This window comes from Bifidobacterium sp. MSK.13.1 (genome assembly GCF_019131435.1).
GTDB lineage: Bacteria > Actinomycetota > Actinomycetes > Actinomycetales > Bifidobacteriaceae > Bifidobacterium > Bifidobacterium pseudocatenulatum.
The window spans coordinates 41,939-60,408 of sequence record NZ_JAHOMM010000008.1 but is presented as its reverse complement, the minus strand read 5'-3'; the positions used below and the strand labels follow the sequence as shown (position 1 = coordinate 60,408).

The window sequence follows — 18,470 nt, the reverse complement described above, 5'->3', positions numbered from 1 at the left end:
TACACTAAAGAACGGTTCATAAAGTACTACTTTTCCTGATGGAAGGGGCCAGCATGTCAGCTGAAGCAAACGTCGGCGTAGTCGGTCTTGCCGCAATGGGCGGTAGCCTCGCACGTAACCTCGCACACCACGGCAACAAGGTGGCAGTGTTCAACCGCTCTTACGGCCGTACCGAAAAGCTCATGAACGAACACGGCAACGAAGGCGAATTCTTCCCGGCAAAAACCCTCGAAGAGTTCGTGGACAGCCTCGTCAAGCCGCGTACCGCCATCATCATGGTCAAGGCGGGAGAGCCGACCGACGCCATGATCAACGCGCTCGCCGACCTGATGGAGCCGGGCGACATCATCGTCGACGCAGGCAACGCCTACTTCCCGGACACCATTCGCCGCGAGAAGGAAATCAGCGCTCGCGGACTGCATTTCGTCGGATGCGGTGTGTCCGGCGGTGAGGAAGGCGCTCTGCTTGGACCTTCCATGATGCCGGGTGGCTCCGAAGAATCCTGGAAGACTCTGAAGCCGATTTTTGAATCCATCGCGGCCAAGGCCGAAGGCGAACCGTGCGTCACCCATATCGGTCTCAATGGTGCTGGCCACTTCGTCAAGATGGTGCACAACGGTATTGAGTACTCCGACATGCAGCTCATCGCTGAAAGCTACGATCTGATGCGTCGTGGCCTTGGCATGACTCCGGCTGAGATCGGTGACGTGTTCGAAGAGTGGAACAAGACCGAACTCGACTCCTATCTGATCGAAATCACCGCCGAAGTGCTGCATCAGGCCGACAAGAAGACCGGTAAGCCGCTGGTTGACGTGATCGTCGACCATGCTGGCATGAAGGGCACCGGCACGTGGACCGTGCAGACCGCACTGTCTCTGGCCGTACCGGTCACCGGCATCGCCGAAGCCGTGTTCGCCCGTGGTCTTTCCTCCGAAGCTGATCTGCGTGAGGAAGCCGCCAAGCAGGGCTTCAATGGCCCTGACGGCAACCTGAACCTCACCGACGATGAGAAGAAGGCCTTCATCGAAGACATTCGTCAGGCACTCTACGCTTCCAAGATCGTCGCCTACGCCCAGGGCTTCAACGAGATTACCACTGCTGCCGAAGAATATGGCTGGGATATCGATCTGGCTGCCGTGGCACGCATCTGGCGTGGCGGCTGCATCATCCGTGCGAAGTTCCTCAACCGTATTTCCGAAGCGTTCGAATCAGGTGAAGCCAACGTGTCGCTGCTGTTCGCTCCGTACTTCAAGAACGCCATCGAAACCGCCGAAAAGTCTTGGCGTAACGTGGTGGCTCAGGCCGCCGTCAACGGTTTGCCTACTCCGGCGTTCGCTTCCTCGCTGTCGTACTTCGACGGACTGCGTTCCAAGCGCCTGCCCGCCGCCCTGATCCAGGGTCAGCGCGACTATTTCGGCGCTCACACCTACCAGCGTGTGGATCAGCCGGGCGCATTCCACACGCTGTGGGCCGAGCCGGGCCGCGAGGAAATCGAAGCCTGATAGACGTATTTCTGCAACGAATCTAGCGGATTAACAGATGAAAAGAGCCTCACGCTTTATGAAAAGTGTGCGGCTCTTTGTGTTGCGGCAAATATGATCAGCCGCAAGGGAAACTCGTTGAGTTGCCTCCTGAATTATTCGCGATGCTGGTTGCGTGGGTTGCCGCCATTCATGATTGCGGCGACCCGTCGCGTCAGAGCGCGGGGGAGTAGTCGTTCCGCTGCAGCTCCGGCTTTGGTGAGGTAGCCGTGGTAGGCAAGCGTGCGCCCCTGCTTCATCTTCCGATACGCGTAGGTGGCAAGCTGGTAGGCGGTGGCCGGTTTGGTCAGCGTGAAGAAATTCATGCCACGCATGTTCGCGGCCTTGGCGAACCCTGTGGATGTCGGCCCGGGGCATACGCAGGTCACACTCACACCGGTATCTCGCAATTCGTACGACACCGCTTCCGAAAGCGATCGTACGAACGCTTTCGACGCGAAATATATCGCCATATATGGGCCTGCCATCATTGAAGCAACAGAAGAGATGTTCAATATGCGTCCGTGACCCTGCTCGCGCATATCACGACCATAACGGTACGTAAGTTCAGCCAACGCGGCCATGTTGAGCTGCATCATCTCATGCTGGCGATGCCAGTCGGCGTCGAGAAAACCCGTCCAATCCGCAAAACCGGCGTTATTGACGAGATGATCCACTTCAAAACCTTGCGAAACTGTGTAATCATGCAACTGTTGCGGTGCGTCAGACTCGCTTAGATCAAGCGCAACCGTCTCCACATGCACGCCATAGCGATGTTCCAGCGTGCGCTTCACGTCATCAAGTTTGCCTTGACTGCGTGCCGTAATGATGAGATCATGCCTGTCGGCCGCAAACAATGCCGCCATCTCACGCCCAATGCCACTCGAAGCCCCCGTTATCAACGCATATGCCATAAAACCACCTTTCTTAAGTATTGATGTTCATGGTAGTCAATACGCATGCAATAACGCCATTTGCAACGCAATGGTCCGGAACTTTTCGACTGGGCTGGCTGATTGACAGTTTTCATGCACTTCTCGCATGGAAAGTAATACATCATTTACATTAGTTATTTTGGTTTGGTTCGTTCACAATGGGTGCGTCAGCATGAATGTGAAAGAACCAGTATGGAATGTCCGAAAGGCCATGTTTTTGAACTCATACAACAGGGCTGCCCGACCGACAAAGTCATTACAATGCATGTCGTGAAACCGGGATCATTCACAGCTTGCATTTGACTTCGTCCACTTGAAGTTCTTAAGTTTGATGGCATGACTTACGATTTCGACACTCCCGTAGACCGATCCGGCACGTATTCGCTCAAGTGGGAAGAGGCAGGAGATGCGTTGCCCATGTGGGTGGCGGATATGGAATTTCAAACCGCTCCACAGATTCGAGCCGCACTGCAACAGCGTCTTGACCACGGTATTTTCGGATATTCCATCGTCCCTCCTGCATGGAATCAGGCATACGTTGACTGGTGGCACCGTAGGCATAATCTTGATATCGACCCGGAATCGCTTGTATTCAGCACCGGCGTGGTGCCGGCAATCTCCAGCATGGTACGAAAACTCACCACAGCAAACGAAAACGTGCTTATCCAAACTCCGGTCTACAACATTTTCTTCAATTCGATTATCAATAATGGATGCCGCGTGTTTGAATCACCGTTGGAATACGACGGTTCCGGACATTACTCCATCAACTGGGCCGATCTGGAATCCAAGTTGGCCGATCCGCAAACCACGCTGATGATCCTGTGCAATCCACACAATCCCGTAGGCCGAATCTGGGATCGCGACACCCTCGCACGCATAGGTGAGCTTTGCTGGAACCATCATGTGACCGTAATCAGCGACGAAATTCATTGTGATCTTACCGATCCGGGATATGATTACGTGCCCTTTGCCTCGGTGAATGAGCAGTGCGCAATGAACTCCGTGACCTGCATGGCACCGACCAAAACGTTCAATATCGCCGGTCTTAACACGGCTGCCGTAATGATTCCAAATCCCGTGCTGAGGCATAAGGTATGGCGTGCGCTCAACACGGACGAAGTGGCCGAACCGAACGCCTTCGCCATGACGGCCACGCTCGCTGCCTTCAACGAGAGCGAGCCTTGGCTTGAGGAATTGCGCGCATACTTGGCAGGCAACAAAGCCGAAGCACGAGCCATGATCAACGAATACAATGCTGCCGCGGCACCGGAACGACGCATCGCCCTGATTGAAAGCCATGCCACCTACTTGTTGTGGGTCGATTGTTCGAAACTGACGCACGATACCGCTCTGTTGTGCGAACATCTCAAGCGCAATCATCAGGTGATGTTCTCCGAAGGTGCCGAGTATGGCGGCAACGGGCATGATTTCATTCGCATCAACGTGGCTTGCCCGCGAAGCACCATGCAAGAAGGATTCAATCGTCTGTTCGCCGGGTTGCATGATTTTTCGGCAGAGTAATACATTGATCATCGATTGTGATATTGCTCACAGCCGCTAAAAAACGGCTGGTTTTGTGGGTTTTCACAAAATATGGAAAGGACGTTTTCGGATGGTCACTGCCGTCCGTGACGTGTTGGCGATACTATGAAGCACATGACTGAAACTGTTTCATCCGTACTTGGCACGCCTGAAGAGTGGACGAATCCGCTGCGCGATCCGCGCGATCTTCGACTTCCACGTATTGCAGGCCCGTGCAGTATTGTGATTTTCGGCGTGACCGGCGATCTGTCACGCAAGAAGCTGCTTCCCGCCATTTATGATCTGGCTAATCGTGGCCTATTGCCGCCAAGCTTCGGTTTGACGGGTTTTGCACGTCGTGATTGGACCGAGGATCATTTCAAGGATTTCGTGAAGGAGAACGTGCAGGCGCACTGCCGCACGCCATTTAAGGAGGCGACCTGGAAGCAGCTCGCCGACGGTATTCGTTTTGTGCAGGGCACGTTCGATGATCCGAAGGCGTTCGAACGATTGTCGAACACTGTTGCCGAGCTTGACCGTGATCGTGGCACGCGAGGTAACCATGCGTTCTACATGTCGGTGCCGCCGCGCGCGTTCCCGCAGGTTTCCCGACAGTTGGCGGATTGCGGTCTGGCGAAGTCCGACAAGGGCGCTTGGCGTCGTGTGATCATCGAGAAACCGTTCGGGCATGATCTGGCCAGCGCCAAGGAACTTGACCGCGTGGTTTCCGAGGTGTTCGACCCATCGAGTGTGTTCCGTATCGATCATTATCTCGGTAAGGAGACGGTGCAGAATATTCTGGCGCTTCGTTTCGCGAACGCCATGTATGAGCCGATTTGGAACAATAATTACGTCGACCATGTGCAGATTACCCACGCCGAGGATATCGGCGTGGCCGGTCGTGCCGGATACTATGACGGCATCGGTGCCGCACGCGACATCATCCAGAACCACCTGCTGCAGCTCATGGCATTGACGGCCATGGAGGAGCCGGTCTCCTTCTCCGCCGCTGATCTGACGGCTGAAAAGACGAAGGTGCTGTCCGCAGTGCGCTTGCCGAAGGATCTGGCGGCGCATACGGCCCGCGGACAGTATGCCGCCGGATGGCAGGGTTCTCATGAGGTTGTCGGCTATTTGGATGAGAAGGGCATTAATCCGGCTTCAACCACAGAGACTTACGCAGCGATCCGACTGGATGTCGATACGCGCCGTTGGGCCGGCGTGCCGTTCTACCTGCGTACGGGCAAACGTTTGGGCAAGCGTGTCACGGAGATTGCCGTGGTGTTCAAGCGTGCCCCGCATCTGCCGTTCGAGTCGACCGCAACGAAGGAGCTCGGCAAGAATGCGATCGTGATCCGCGTGCAGCCCGATGAGGGTGTGACCATGCGGTTCGGCGCGAAGGTGCCGGGTGGCACGTCGATGGAGGTCCGTGACGTGTCGATGGACTTCGGTTACGGCCGTTCGTTCACCGAATCGTCTCCGGAAGCCTATGAACGTCTGATTCTTGACGTATTGCTGGGCGATCCGCCACTGTTCCCAACCACACGCGAAGTGGAATTGAGCTGGCAGATCCTCGATCCGATCGAAGAGTTCTGGTCCACGCTTGGCCAGCCGCAGCCGTATCGTTCCGGAACGTGGGGCCCTCAGGAAGCCGTTGAAATGCTGGCCCGCGATGGACACCGTTGGAGGATGCCGTGATCATTACCATGAAGAACACCGAAACCCGTGAGATTTCGGCGAAAATCGATGAATTGCACGAGGAGCGTGGCGAAGCGGCTCTGGGTCGCGTGCTCACACTGCTGATCTCCACGAATGAGACGTCGCTGGAGCATGATCTCGCCGTGGCGAACAACGCCAGCCGTGAGCATCCCTGCCGTGTGATCGCAATCGCGCCGAATTCACGTAGGGTGGATGCCGCTGCCGATGATGGCAAGCCGCACACCTTTCTCGACGCGGAAGTGCGATTCGGTTCCGACGCTGGCGCGGGCGAAATCATCGTGTTGCGTCCGATTGGTGGGCTGGTTCACCACCCTGATACATTGGTGATTCCGCTATTGGTGCCGGACGCTCCGGTGGTGGCTTGGTGGCCGAACGAAGCTCCGGCGAATCTGTCAAACGATTTGCTGGGTTCCATGGCGCGCAGCCGTATCACCGATGCCATGCATTCCTCGAATCCGATGCGGACCATGGATGATCTGCGCCGCAACTGGTCGTCGAAGAATGTGGACATGTCGTGGACTCGCTTGACTGTTTGGCGCGCAATGCTCGCTTCGATGCTCGACCAGCCGCCGCATCTTCCAGTAAGCGGCGTGCGTGTGACCGGACCAAAGAACTTCCTGCCGTTGAATCTGCTGGCCGCATGGCTTCGTCTTCGTCTGAACGTGCCTGTTGTGGTGGAAGACGATCCGAATGCAACCGCCGTGACCGGCGTGTATCTGACCCGTTCCGATGGCGTGCTGAGTTTGGAACGCCCATCCACCGACGATGGCATCGCCGTATTGAACGTTCCAGGGCAGTCCCCGCAAACCATGAGCGTTCCCGCACGAACCATCGAGGAATGCTTGAGTGAGGAATTGGGTCGACTCTATCCGGACGAGATCTATGCGGAAGTCGTGACTCAAGGCTGGGATCTTATCAATTCGAAGCACTGAATCGATTCTCCGAAACAATAAAGGAACAATGCAGGAAAAGCATATGGCAGAACGCACCACCGTTGTATATCCCAATCCTCAGATTCTGGCTGAAGCCGTGGCCGCACGTACGCTGTTGACCATCACCGATCTTCTGTCGGAACCGAATCGCACTCGCGTTGACATTGCCGTGACCGGTGGAACTGACGGCAATCGAGTGTTCGACGCCATGAACGCGAGCCCATTGAACGATGCCGTGGACTGGAGCCGCGTGCACGTATGGTGGGGCGACGAACGATTCGTGGCAGCCGACAGCGACGACCGCAACGCCAAGCAGGCGCGTGAGGCATGGTATGGCAAACTGGTTGCCGACGGCCGTATGTCGGCAGGCAACATTCATGCGATGCCGTCCGATGAGCGTAACTTGGAAAGCGTCGCGGCAGCCTCACCCGAACAGACTGATGCTGTGCTGGCTGAAGCCGCCGCGCAATACCAGCGTGAACTCATTGAACAGTTGGGTGAGAATCCAGCTTTGGACATCGCCATGTTCGGTATGGGACCGGACGCGCATTTCGCATCCCTGTTCCCCGACCATGGCGAGTCGGAGATCGACGATCCGCATGTGCTTGTTGCCGGTGTGCGCGATTCACCGAAGCCGCCGCCACTGCGCCTGACGCTGACCGTGCCGATGATCGCACGATCGAAGCACACGTGGGTGTTCACATCCGAAGCACGCAAGGCGGACGCGGTTGCTGCAGCATTCGCGCAACGCAACAATCCGCATGCGCCAAGCTCCTACGCCGATGGTGAGGAACTGCTCTGGCTTATCGACGAGGGTGCCGCCTCCAAAATATGAAAATAGGGAGTAGGCATTGCAGCGCGCCTCGAGGCATATGATCATTGGCAGTCCCTGCAAACCCTCTGCATGAATCGTCTTACGTTCATCCAACGCATCGTCTGCACGCATCAGCAATCTCATGAGGTCGCAACACGATAGTGCAAATGATCATAACGGCTCATATCCGCAGGCTGCATGAGCACGCCAGAATTGGCAGGACCATGATGGTTCATGCATGGTCGAGCAAGTCGATTATGGCGCCGTGTGCAGCACATTGCTGGCACTCAAAACCTTGGCATTAGTGTTGGACTCCTAATTTAATGTTTGGTAAACCTACGTGGACTTGGAATAACGCAGATTATAGCTATAGGTTCATGAAAAACACCTATTTTAAGGCTTTTGATTCGCCATGGATGGATGTTGGTGGTCTAATTTATGTGGATTGGAATGGTGCGGATACTGACAACGCAAAGAATCGCGCTATTCGCGCGGTAAGGTGGGGTTATGAAAGTAGTAGTGCAACGAGTGAGCCAAGCCAGCGTTGACGTTGTCAACGAACTGGGCACCATCGACCCCACCTTCGAACCGCAGCAGATCGGACCGGGCTTCATGCTGCTGGTCGGCGTGAGTGATGAGGATGGCGAGGAACAGCTTTCTTGGCTGGCCCACAAAATCCTCAACCTGCGCGTTTTTGAAGACGAACAGGGCAAAATGAACCGTTCCATCAAAGACATCGGCGGCGAAATCCTGTCCATTTCGCAGTTCACGCTGTTTGCCGACGTAAGGAAAGGCAACCGCCCCAGCTTCGTCAAAGCAGGTAAACCGGAACATGCCAACATCACGTGGATCAAATTCAACGAAGCGCTGCGATCCGGCGGCGTGCCAGTACGCGAAGGCCGCTTTGGAACGCACATGCGCGTCGGCCTGATCAACGATGGTCCGGTCACCATCACCATCGACACCGGCAATCTGTGATCAGTATTTGATTACAACACCGATTGTTGGGTGATATAAAACAATTGAGGGTCTGCAAGTTAAATTGCAGACCCTCAACTATTATAAATACTTTTTGATCGACGGTGACGTTTACTTGTTTTCGGTAATTATCGTCACCTTGTTCGGATCAATCTTCGTTGGGTCAAGAGTCAATTCCTTGATGGCATCCGCACGAATCGTGCCGGACGAAGGATTGAATACACTATCGATAGTGCTGTGAATATCGGCATCCACATTCGAATATTCGAAAGCAAGCGTCGTATTGATTAGACGGCAATTACGCAATACGAGATTATCCACATAGCACAAACCCTGCAGACTTTCGATCGTACAGTTCTCAAACGTGACATTACGGGAATTCCAAGCCAAATACTCGCCGGAAATGAATGAATCACGTACTGTCACATTCTCGCAATTCCAGAAGCAATCCTTGGAAATCAATCGAGAATTTGTGATTTCAATATTACGTGCGCCATCAAATGGATAATTGCCAACCAAACGCAGATTATAGGCTTTAATATCGGAACAATTCATCGCCAGATAATCGCCACGAGCGCTCACATTTTCCAGTGAAACGTTCGAACAAGCCCATAATGTTTCCTCGGCATTGACGAAATCAACATTCCTCAACGCAACATCATGGCACCGGCGGAAATTCTTCGGCGCTTCAAACGTGCAATCCTCAACACGAATGGTATTCGTATACCACACGCCCGCGCGTGCCATCTCGAACCATGTGCAATCCTTTGCCAAAATATCCGAGCAATACCACAGCGGATACTTCCATTTGAACGAACTCGACTTAAGCTCAATATCATGCGCATGCTTCAACGGTGATTCGCCATCATCGAAAATCGTGTCGATATATCGCTTGCCTGATGCTTGGAATTCGGCGCGTTCGCCGGTCAGTAACGCCTGACGAACCTCGTGCATGTCACTCACTGATAACTCTCCTTGAAAACGTTCTGTTGCCAAGATAGAAAGTTCAAGTACTTGAAGTCAAACGCATGCCCATGTTTCGCTGGCGGGCGAAGCGGATGAGCGATGGAACGCGTTATAAGCAATGTCGATATGCGTGCGGGTGTTTGCGAAACATGACTGTCGGTACCATGAATTGAACGATTAGACAATTGGGTGGTTACAAGGCATTGTGGTCGCGAACGGGCTTGCCACGTATGGCAGGGAGGAATGCGGATGAGCCAGCGGAATGGGGGAGTGAAGACGCGTGCGTTCAAAGCCGCGTTCCCCAAAGTGCTGCCGATTTGCATCAGCTTCTTCTTTCTGGCCATGTCGTACGGAGTGCTTATGGGAACCCGCGGGTTTTCGTTCCTGTGGCCGTTGTGCATGAGCGCGTTCATCTACACCGGTTCCATGGAATTCGTTACGGTGAATCTGCTGGTTTCCGCATTCAATCCGTTCGCCACGCTTATGTTGGCGCTGATGATGGGAACAAGGCACCTGTTTTACGGACTGTCCATGCTGGGGCGTTTCAAGAACATGGGGGCGAAAAAACCGTATTTGATTTACGCCATGTGTGATGAGACGTTCGCGGTCAACAACAGCGCGCAAATACCGGCGGATGTTGACCGCGGCTGGTTCTATTTCTTCGTGTCGCTGCTGAATCAGGTTTCCTGGGTGGCTGGAGCGACGCTCGGAGGCATTGTCGGCGGGCGATTGACGTTCGACACCACCGGTTTGGATTTCGTGATGACCGCATTGTTTGTGGTTATTTTCGTGGATCAATGGTTGACAACGAAACGCAAAAGCCATATGGCGGCGTTGACGGGCACTGTGGTGCCGGTGATTTGCATGGCGCTGTTCGGTGCTGACAATTTCATGATCCCGTCGTTGATTGCCATGCTGGTGATGTTCATTATGTTGCGTCCGTATTTGGATGATTTGAAACCTGATGATGTTGGGAAACGTGATGATGCTGATGGTGCGGTCGAATCCGCTGCGGATCGTAACGAAGTAGGGGAGGTGCGGTCATGATCATGACCACATGGCAGGGCGTCGTCACTGTACTGATGGCGGTGCTTGGCACCATCATCACCCGTTTTCTGCCGTTCGTGCTCTTTCCCGAGCCAAAGAAACCGCCGCACATCATCGACTATCTTGGCAACGTGCTTCCGTATGCTATGACCGGACTGCTGGTGGTGTATTCGCTGAAAAACGTCAATCCTCTTGCTGGAAGCCACGGCATTCCCGAAGCGATCGCCATCGCCGCGATCGTCGTGCTGCACGTATGGAAACGCAACATGCTGCTCTCGATCGCCGGCGGCACCGTCGTGTATATGGCATTACTTCAGCTTGTTTTTGCATGATTGTCCGTTTTGTAGGATTGCCCAAATCTGAAGTGAGTTTTATAGGGATTTTCCACAGTTGTTATTGCTGATATCCCATATCGTGAGAAGAAATGCGTTGATGCGATTGACGCGCCTACTCTTTTTCTTTAGCCAATAAGGAGCTGTGTTGAGCGGCTCTGGCTGTATAGAAGAGTTATATCTAACGAGAGAGAACAATATGACTAGTGCAGCAAGCACTGCCAATGCCGCGGTTCCAGCGCCCGGCAAACTGGAGTTCAAGGATGATTACACGCCTAAGGAGGCGGAACGCGTCATCCGCAATTCGAAGGGGCTCCCTGTCGGTGTGAAGCCGAAGATGGTGTGGACGTGGCCGAAGGCCCTGCTGTGGGCCGTCATCGCCATTGTGTGCGCTATTGGTTGGGCTATTCTGGCGGTTTCCCGTGGCGAGCAGATCAGCGCCATCTGGTTCGTGGTTGTGGCATTGTGCTCCTACGCGATCGCTTACCGTTTCTACGCGTACTATATTCAGATCAAGATCATGCGTACCGACGATGCGAACGCGACGCCGGCCGAGCGCGTGCATGACGGCGCCAACTTCGAACGTGCCGACCGTCGCGTGCTGTTCGGCCAGCATTTCGCCGGCATTTCCGGTGCGGGCCCGCTTGTTGGTCCTATTCTGGCCGCCCAAATGGGTTATCTGCCGTCCGTGATGTGGATCATTCTCGGTGTGATTTTCGCCGGCGCCGTGCAGGATATGCTCATGCTGTGGATCTCCGCCAAGCGTCGCGGCCGTTCCTTCGGTCAGATGGCAACCGACGAAATGGGCAAGTTCGGCGGCACTATCCTGTCGATCTTCCTGATCGTGATGACCGCCATCGCCATGGCATTCCTTGCGCTCGTGGCCATCAAGGCCATGGCTTCCTCGCCGTGGGCCGTGTTCTCTATTGGTATGACCATTCCGATCGCCTTGATCATGGGCTGCTTCCAGCGTTTCCTGCATCGTAGCGTTATCGAAACCACGGTGCTCGGCTTCGTGCTGCTCGTGATCGACATCATCGCTGGCGGTTGGATCTCCAGCGTTCCGGCAATCGCCGACGTGTTCACGTTGAACGCCAAGGAACTGGTTATCGCACTGGTGATCTACTCCTTCGCCGCCGCCGCGTTGCCGCACTGGCTGCTCGTCACCCCGCGTGACTACCTGTCCACGCTGATGAAGATCGGCACGCTTGTGCTGCTCGTGCTTGGCATTCTCATCGCCAATCCGTCCGTGCAGATGCCGGCTCTGACTGAATTCGCGTCCACCTCCACGGGACCGACCTTCGCAGGCGACCTGTTCCCGTTCCTGTTCATCACCATCGCGTGCGGCGCTCTTTCCGGCTTCCACGGCGCAGTGAGCTCCGGCCTGACCCCGAAGGCTGTGGAGAAGGAAAACCAGATCCGCATGATCGGCTACGGTTCCATGCTGGTTGAATCCTTCACCGCCGTGATCGCACTGATTGCAGCCATCACCATTTCCCAGGGCGTCTACTTCTCCACGAACATGTCCGCCTCGCAGATCTCCACCGCTTCCGGCGTGACCCTGACCGCCACTTCCACTCCTGACGAGCGGGCTGAGGCCGCGGTCAAGGCCGTGGATTCGATGAAGGTTTCCGACATTGAAGGCAACCAGATGAAGGTCACTTGGGATTCTGTCGACGAGAACGGCAATGCCAAGACCTATGAAGGCGCCGACGCTTTGAAGCAGGCCGCTTCCGACATTGGCGAGAACACCATCGTTTCCCGCACCGGCGGCGCCACCACGTTCGCTATGGGTATGGCCAACTTCCTCAAGTCCTACCTCGGCGGTCATGACTCCATGGCCTTCTGGTACCACTTCGCCATCATGTTCGAAGCGTTGTTCATCCTCACCACCGTTGACAACGGCACCCGCGTGGCCCGTTATCAGATTGGTGAGTTGCTGGGCAACGTGCGCAAGCTGAAGAAGTTCGCTGATCCGACGTGGAAACCGGGCAACATCATCACCACACTGATCGCAACCGCCCTGTGGGGTGGCCTGCTGTGGGTCGGCGTGTGCGATACGAATGGTGGTATCAACGCCATGATGCCTATTTTCGGTATTTCCAACCAGCTGCTTGCCGCCGCATGCTTCATGCTGGTCACCGTTTGCGTGGCCAAGCTTGGCTATAAGAAGTACCTGTGGATTCCTGTTGTTCCTCTCGTTTGGGATGTGGCCGTGACCTTCACCGCCGACTTCCAGAAGATCGTCGGACCGATCAGTTACTTCGCCACCGCTTCCAAGTATCAGACGCTGATCGATGGTGGCACTTTGGAAGGCGAAGCGTTGGTCAACGCCAAGGCCGCACTCTCCAATGCGTACCTTGACGGCGTGCTCTCCGTGTTCTTCATGGTCATGATGGGAGTCTTCCTGGTCGTCGGCATCTACCAGACCGTGAAGATTCTTGCCAAGGGCAAGTTCGGTGTGGAAACCACGTCTGAGGAGCCGTTCGTGGAATCCGAATGGTTCGCACCGTCCAGCCTGATCGCCACCAAGCTCGAAAAGAAGGTGCAGCGCGAATACGCGGCCAAGAGCTATGAGCTGGCGCAGAAGGAACAGGTCGCAGCCTGATGCAGGGATTCACCACCATGGTCAGACGAATCTGGTCCGCATTATTGAAAGCCAAGGCCGGATTCGTCTGGTATGTGCGCGAATTCAGCGGAGAAGCGAAATACGACCACTATCTGGAGCATTTCGCAAGCGAACATCCCTGCGAAACCCCGCTGACCGAACGCGAATACTGGCGCATGCGAGAGGAATACGATCGCAAGCATCCCAACACCAGTTGCTGTTGCTGAAACTAACGGCCATACATAAACAATCCCCGTCTTTCATTTCGGAAGACGGGGATTGTTTTTCTTATATTTATGTTGCTTGCTTGCGATTATTCCTATACCGAAGATATTCGATTGCATGTTCCGCAATCAATATTTCGCAATCAAGAAGCGAGTCCCATGCTGTATTTCAATGTCATCACACGAATCGCGGACTGCGTTACTTTGTCTGCAAAAGCGGAATCAGCCGCGGCCTTCGCATTCAAACCATCCAAAACCTGCTGAACATAATCGAAAGCGCCAATGCAGGCAAGATCACCGCCGGCCTCAACCAATCGCACACCCAAATCACTCGGCTGAATGCCACCCAACGCAGTGGCGGACAAAGAATCCGAAGTGATGACACCTTGGAATCCGACCGTATTGCGCAAATAATCCGTTACCAAAGCGCTGGAGAACACGGCGGGATTATTCGGATCAATAGCCTGATAGGTGGCAAGCGACATCATCACCATGGAAGGGTTCGCCTCCAACGTACTGTTGAACGCGCCGATTTCCGCACCGTCCAACGTGGTGGTGGTATCAAGAATGCCGTCGGCGGTGAAATCGGTGTTGCCCGTCACCGAACCCAAACCAGGATAGTGCTTGATGGCGCTGCCTACACCCGAATCCGCCATGCCCTGAATGAACGCCTTGGCATGGTCGGCATTGCCGTCCGCATCAAGACCAAAATCACGATACAGTGCGCCGATCGGGCCATTGGAAGCCCTATCTACCGTTACCGTGCCCACCACCGGCGCCAAATCAACATTGATGCCGGCCGACTTGAGTTGGGAACCCCATACGGCAGCCGATTGCCGTAGCTGGTTGGTCGACATTGAACCCTGATTGGTGGCGGAAGGCATCTGGTCGAACCCATCACCCTGCAGATGCTGCACCAAACCACCTTCCTGATCGGTGGTCATCAGGAGTTGATTATTACCAGGGGCATACGATTGCAAGGTGGATGTGGCGGTGGCCACGCCAGCCGTTCCCGAATTCCAATTGCCGATGATCAACACCGATCCGACATGCTGGTTCACAATGAGATCCTGTAACGAGGAAGGATCGGATCCCGCATACAGGGGTGCCATGACGAGCTGACCGACGCGCTCTGCAAGACTCATGGCATTGACTGCAGCCACAGCTCTGCCATGCGGCGAGTCGTCCACCACGCTTGGCACGTTGGATTTGTCAAGCGCATCATGTGATGCATCGGACTGCTGCGAATTGGATTGCTCGGATTGGTTGGAGCCAGCATTCAAACTCGCGCTGGATGAACACCCAGCGAACGATAGCGGCAGTGCGATGGCGCACAGTGCGGCAGCACAACGAGCGAAATGAACGTGAACTCTCCTCATAGTGTCATTATCTATCACATGCCGGTGATGGCGAATACGATCGCATAAGAAAAGAACGGGTGGATTCGTGTTCGTGAATTGCGTAAACATTAGGCTAGCGGCATAAAGCACGTTCCGTGCCTGTCGATAGGCTATTAGTATGTCTTTTTTTGATATGTTTGGTCCCATGTTCGACCCGGAAAGCGGTCCGAACCGCTCCCAAGGGCAGCGTGCCAATAAATCCGGCAACGATGATCCCATCATTCTCAATGTCGAAACCGATGGTGATAACACCGCCCGGTCTTCGGCGAACATGCCTCCAAGAGGTCCGTCCGGTCCGCGTATCACACGCCAGCCGAACCGTCCGCGCAAATCGTCGAACGGCAACAAGATTCTAATCGGTGTGGTGCTGGCGCTTGCCATCATCATCGGCCTGTTCTTTGGCTTGGCGCAGTTCATCACCGACGTCATGTGGTATGCGCAGCTTGGCTTCCAAAGCGTGATTTGGACGCAGTTGGGTACCAGGGTAGGCCTGTGGGTGGCGTATGCGCTGCTGATCGCCGCGGTCGGATTCCTGTCCGCGTCGCTGGCGATCTGGGCTCGCCCCGATGCTGCCGATGGTTCCACGATTCGTATTAACGGCGACACCATCGAAGTGGGCAAGGGCGTGAGCTCAAAGAGTGCACGTCGTGTGGCTGTGGTGATTTCATTGATCGTCGGCTTGATGTTCGGATCGCAGTTTAATGCGAATTGGTCTGAAATCCTGCTGATGTTCAACGCGCAGAGTTTCGGCACCACCGACCCGCAATTCGGCATCGACAACGGTTTCTATGTGTTCGTATTGCCTGGCTTGAAGCTGATCATGTCGGCAGTGTCGTTGCTGCTGCTTGCCGGCATCATCTTCTCCATCGTCACGCATGTGATGATGGGCGGCATCCGAATCACCATGCCAGTGCATGGTCGTGGACTGTTCCACATCACCAAGCGTGCGCGTAGACAGATCGGCATCTGGCTGATGCTCAACATGTTCGCATGGGCGACGAATCAGGTGCTTGGCGTGTTCTCCCACCTCACGCAGGAGGGTAGCCGCATCACCGGTGCCACGTATACCACGGTCAACGCCACGATTCCCGTCACCTTCATCATGGCTGCCATCACCGTCATTCTCGGTGTGATTCTCGGCGTGTGGATCATGAAGTCGCATGCGTTGGAAGGCCAGGCTCCGATTGCGGTGCGTGCTTCCGAAGCGCTTAAAGCGTGGAAGGTGCCGACCGTGGCCATCGCATCCGCCATTGTGGTGAGCTTGGTGCTTACCGTGGCATGGCCGATGCTGCTGCAGCGTTTCCGTGTGAATCCGAACGCGCAGGAAATGGAATCTACCTATATCCAGCGTAATATCGACGCCACCCGTGAAGCATACGGTCTGAACAATGTGAAGACCGAACAGTATCAGGCCACTACGGAAGGCGAGGCTGGTGCGTTGGCTGATTCCGCGGAATCGACCGCGCAGATCCGACTGCTCGATCCGCAGATCGTTTCCCCGACATTCAAGCAGCTGCAGCAATCCAAGCAGTATTACACGTTTGCCGATACTCTTGCCGTCGACAAGTATGAGGTCGACGGTGTGAGCCAAGATACGGTGATCGCAGCACGAGAACTTGACCTTGCCGGTCTTGACAATCGTAACTGGGTCAACGACCATACCGTATACACGCACGGCTATGGTGTGGTGGCCGCCTACGGCAACAAGGTGACGGCCGACGGCCAGCCGAAGTTCTTCGAGGCGGGTATTCCAACCCAAGGCAAGCTCACCGAATCCGAACAGTACGAGCCGCGTATCTACTTCTCGCCGAACGCTTCCGAATATTCGATCGTGGGCGCTCCGGAAGGTACGCAGTCGTGGGAGTTCGATTACCCGACCGGTTCCGAAGGCGCCACCAACACGTTCGGTGGCAATGGCGGCCCGAAGATCGGTAATATCTTCTCCCGACTGCTGTATGCCATCCGTTTCGGCTCCGACCAGATTCTGTTCTCTAACCGTGTGAACTCCGAATCGCAGATTCTCTACGATCGTTCCCCGAAGGAGCGTGTGGCCAAGGTCGCGCCATACCTGACGCTTGACGGCCGTGTGTACCCGGCGGTCGTGGATGGTCGTGTCAAGTGGATCGTCGATGGCTACACTACGTCTGACGCCTACCCGTATTCGCAGATGACCGATCTGGGCGAAGCCTCCAAGGATTCCACTACGGAATCTTCGGCCACGGTGAGTGAGCTGGCTTCGAAGAACGCCAACTACATTCGCAACTCCGTGAAGGCCACCGTCGATGCGTATGACGGTTCCGTGGACCTGTACGTGTGGGACGAATCCGATCCGGTGATCAAGGCATGGCAGAAGATCTTCCCCGGCCAGTACCACCAGTTGTCGGAGATTTCCGGCGATCTGATGAGCCACCTGCGTTACCCGGAAAGCCTGTTCAAGGTGCAGCGAGAACTGTTGACCAAGTACCATGTGTCGAGCGCCAGCCAGTTCTTCTCCGGTGAGGATTTCTGGCAGACTCCGGTCGATCCGACCGAATCCCAGCAGGCTCAGGAACGCGACATTCTGCAGCCGCCGTACTATTTGACGCTGCAGACCGGTGGATCCAACGAACCGGTGTTCTCGTTGACGTCGTCGTATATTCCCGCAGGCACGTCAACTCGAGAGATTTTGACGGGATTCCTGTCTGTCGATTCCGATGCGGGCCACGAAAAAGGCAAGATCGGCGCGAACTATGGCACGCTTCGATTGCAGGAGTTGCCGAAGGATTCCAATGTGCCAGGCCCCGGTCAGGCACAGAACAACTTCAATGCGTCGGCCGACGTGTCGAAGGAACTTAATTTGCTTGAATCCGGTTCCACCAATGTGCAGCGAGGCAATCTGCTTACACTGCCGCTCGGCGGCGGATTGGTGTACGTGCAGCCGGTGTACGTCAAGTCTTCCGGTTCCACCAGTTTCCCGCTGTTGAAGAAGGTGTTGGTGGCCTTCGGCGACCAGGTCGGATTCGCCAACACGTTGGACGAAGCGCTCGATCAGGTGTTCGGCGGCAACTCCGGTGCATCCGCTGGCGATGCTGAAAACGTCGACGGCTCGACCAGTGGCAAGACTGATACGTCCGATACCAACGGCGATGCCTCCACCGATGGTTCTTCCGGAACCGATGGCACGGATTCGTCATCTGGAACAGACTCGGGCAATGACAGCAGTTCCGGCAATACCGGTAGTAGCTCCGGCACGATGAGCAACGGTCTGAAGAGCGCGCTTAACGACGCTTCCCAGGCAATGAAGGATTCCGACGCGGCTATGAAGAAGGGCGATTGGTCCGCTTATGGCGAGGCGCAGAAGAAACTTCAGGAAGCGTTGAACAAGGCGCTCGAACTCGAGCAGTAGTTTCCGCACAAGTTCCGTACGATTGCTGTTTGCATAAGGCGGGAGACTGGTTCCATATGGGGAACCGGTCTTCCGCCTTCTGCATA

Annotated in this window: 14 protein-coding genes; 11 read left to right on the top strand and 3 right to left on the bottom strand. The window is 55.2% G+C overall.

Annotated elements, in window-relative coordinates; all coding sequences use genetic code 11:
- The first annotated feature begins 53 nt into the window (after positions 1-53).
- Entirely contained in the window at positions 54-1,502 is a 1,449-nt protein-coding gene (gene gndA, locus KSY55_RS07860; RefSeq protein ID WP_022245522.1) for an NADP-dependent phosphogluconate dehydrogenase, read from the top strand.
- A 134-nt stretch (positions 1,503-1,636) separates the two neighbouring features.
- Here the strand turns inward: gndA and KSY55_RS07855 are convergent, their stop codons facing one another.
- The gene (locus tag KSY55_RS07855; RefSeq protein ID WP_065440088.1) at positions 1,637-2,434 is read right to left on the bottom strand and encodes an SDR family oxidoreductase; all 798 of its coding nucleotides are present in this window, start codon (positions 2,432-2,434) and stop codon (positions 1,637-1,639) included.
- A gap of 357 nt (positions 2,435-2,791) precedes the next feature.
- Here KSY55_RS07855 and KSY55_RS07850 point away from each other — a divergent pair, with 357 nt between their 5' ends.
- From KSY55_RS07850 to dtd, 5 genes are all read left to right on the top strand, one after another.
- Complete coding sequence (locus KSY55_RS07850; RefSeq protein ID WP_117660953.1) at positions 2,792-3,979, top strand: MalY/PatB family protein; 1,188 nt, start codon at positions 2,792-2,794, stop codon at positions 3,977-3,979.
- Positions 3,980-4,114: 135 nt separating this feature from the next.
- Positions 4,115-5,677: a glucose-6-phosphate dehydrogenase gene (zwf, locus tag KSY55_RS07845; RefSeq protein ID WP_033523994.1), complete on the top strand. Its 1,563-nt coding sequence runs from the start codon at positions 4,115-4,117 to the stop codon at positions 5,675-5,677.
- Positions 5,674-6,630 (top strand): glucose-6-phosphate dehydrogenase assembly protein OpcA, encoded by a 957-nt coding sequence (locus KSY55_RS07840; protein ID WP_022245526.1) that lies wholly within the window; start codon positions 5,674-5,676, stop codon positions 6,628-6,630. The genes zwf and KSY55_RS07840 overlap by 4 nt, the downstream gene beginning before the upstream one ends.
- 43 nt (positions 6,631-6,673) lie before the next feature.
- Positions 6,674-7,465: a 6-phosphogluconolactonase gene (pgl, locus tag KSY55_RS07835; RefSeq protein WP_065447443.1), complete on the top strand. Its 792-nt coding sequence runs from the start codon at positions 6,674-6,676 to the stop codon at positions 7,463-7,465.
- 486 nt (positions 7,466-7,951) lie between these two features.
- Positions 7,952-8,422, top strand: a complete 471-nt coding sequence (gene dtd, locus KSY55_RS07830) for a D-aminoacyl-tRNA deacylase (protein ID WP_118292618.1) — start codon at positions 7,952-7,954, stop codon at positions 8,420-8,422.
- 111 nt (positions 8,423-8,533) lie between these two features.
- Here the strand turns inward: dtd and KSY55_RS07825 are convergent, their stop codons facing one another.
- A complete protein-coding gene (locus tag KSY55_RS07825) occupies positions 8,534-9,376 on the bottom strand; it encodes a DUF3737 family protein (RefSeq protein ID WP_217749572.1) in 843 nt (280 codons plus the stop codon).
- 255 nt (positions 9,377-9,631) lie between these two features.
- On the opposite strand from KSY55_RS07825, the gene KSY55_RS07820 reads away from it, so the two are divergent.
- From KSY55_RS07820 to KSY55_RS07805, 4 genes are all read left to right on the top strand, one after another.
- On the top strand, positions 9,632-10,435 hold the full coding sequence (locus tag KSY55_RS07820) for an AzlC family ABC transporter permease (RefSeq protein ID WP_117676052.1): 804 nt from the start codon (positions 9,632-9,634) through the stop codon (positions 10,433-10,435).
- Positions 10,432-10,767: a branched-chain amino acid transporter permease gene (locus tag KSY55_RS07815; protein ID WP_134862675.1), complete on the top strand. Its 336-nt coding sequence runs from the start codon at positions 10,432-10,434 to the stop codon at positions 10,765-10,767. Before KSY55_RS07820 ends, KSY55_RS07815 begins: the two co-directional genes overlap by 4 nt.
- A gap of 199 nt (positions 10,768-10,966) precedes the next feature.
- A complete protein-coding gene (locus KSY55_RS07810; protein ID WP_217749552.1) occupies positions 10,967-13,375 on the top strand; it encodes a carbon starvation CstA family protein in 2,409 nt (802 codons plus the stop codon).
- A 17-nt stretch (positions 13,376-13,392) separates the two neighbouring features.
- On the top strand, positions 13,393-13,602 hold the full coding sequence (locus KSY55_RS07805) for a YbdD/YjiX family protein (protein ID WP_033524080.1): 210 nt from the start codon (positions 13,393-13,395) through the stop codon (positions 13,600-13,602).
- Positions 13,603-13,742: 140 nt separating this feature from the next.
- Here the strand turns inward: KSY55_RS07805 and KSY55_RS07800 are convergent, their stop codons facing one another.
- Positions 13,743-14,978, bottom strand: a complete 1,236-nt coding sequence (locus KSY55_RS07800; protein ID WP_167335618.1) for a glycoside hydrolase family 3 N-terminal domain-containing protein — start codon at positions 14,976-14,978, stop codon at positions 13,743-13,745.
- 139 nt (positions 14,979-15,117) lie between these two features.
- Between KSY55_RS07800 and KSY55_RS07795 the strand changes: the two genes are divergently transcribed.
- Positions 15,118-18,384: a UPF0182 family protein gene (locus tag KSY55_RS07795; RefSeq protein WP_065434792.1), complete on the top strand. Its 3,267-nt coding sequence runs from the start codon at positions 15,118-15,120 to the stop codon at positions 18,382-18,384.
- Positions 18,385-18,470: the final 86 nt, after the last annotated feature.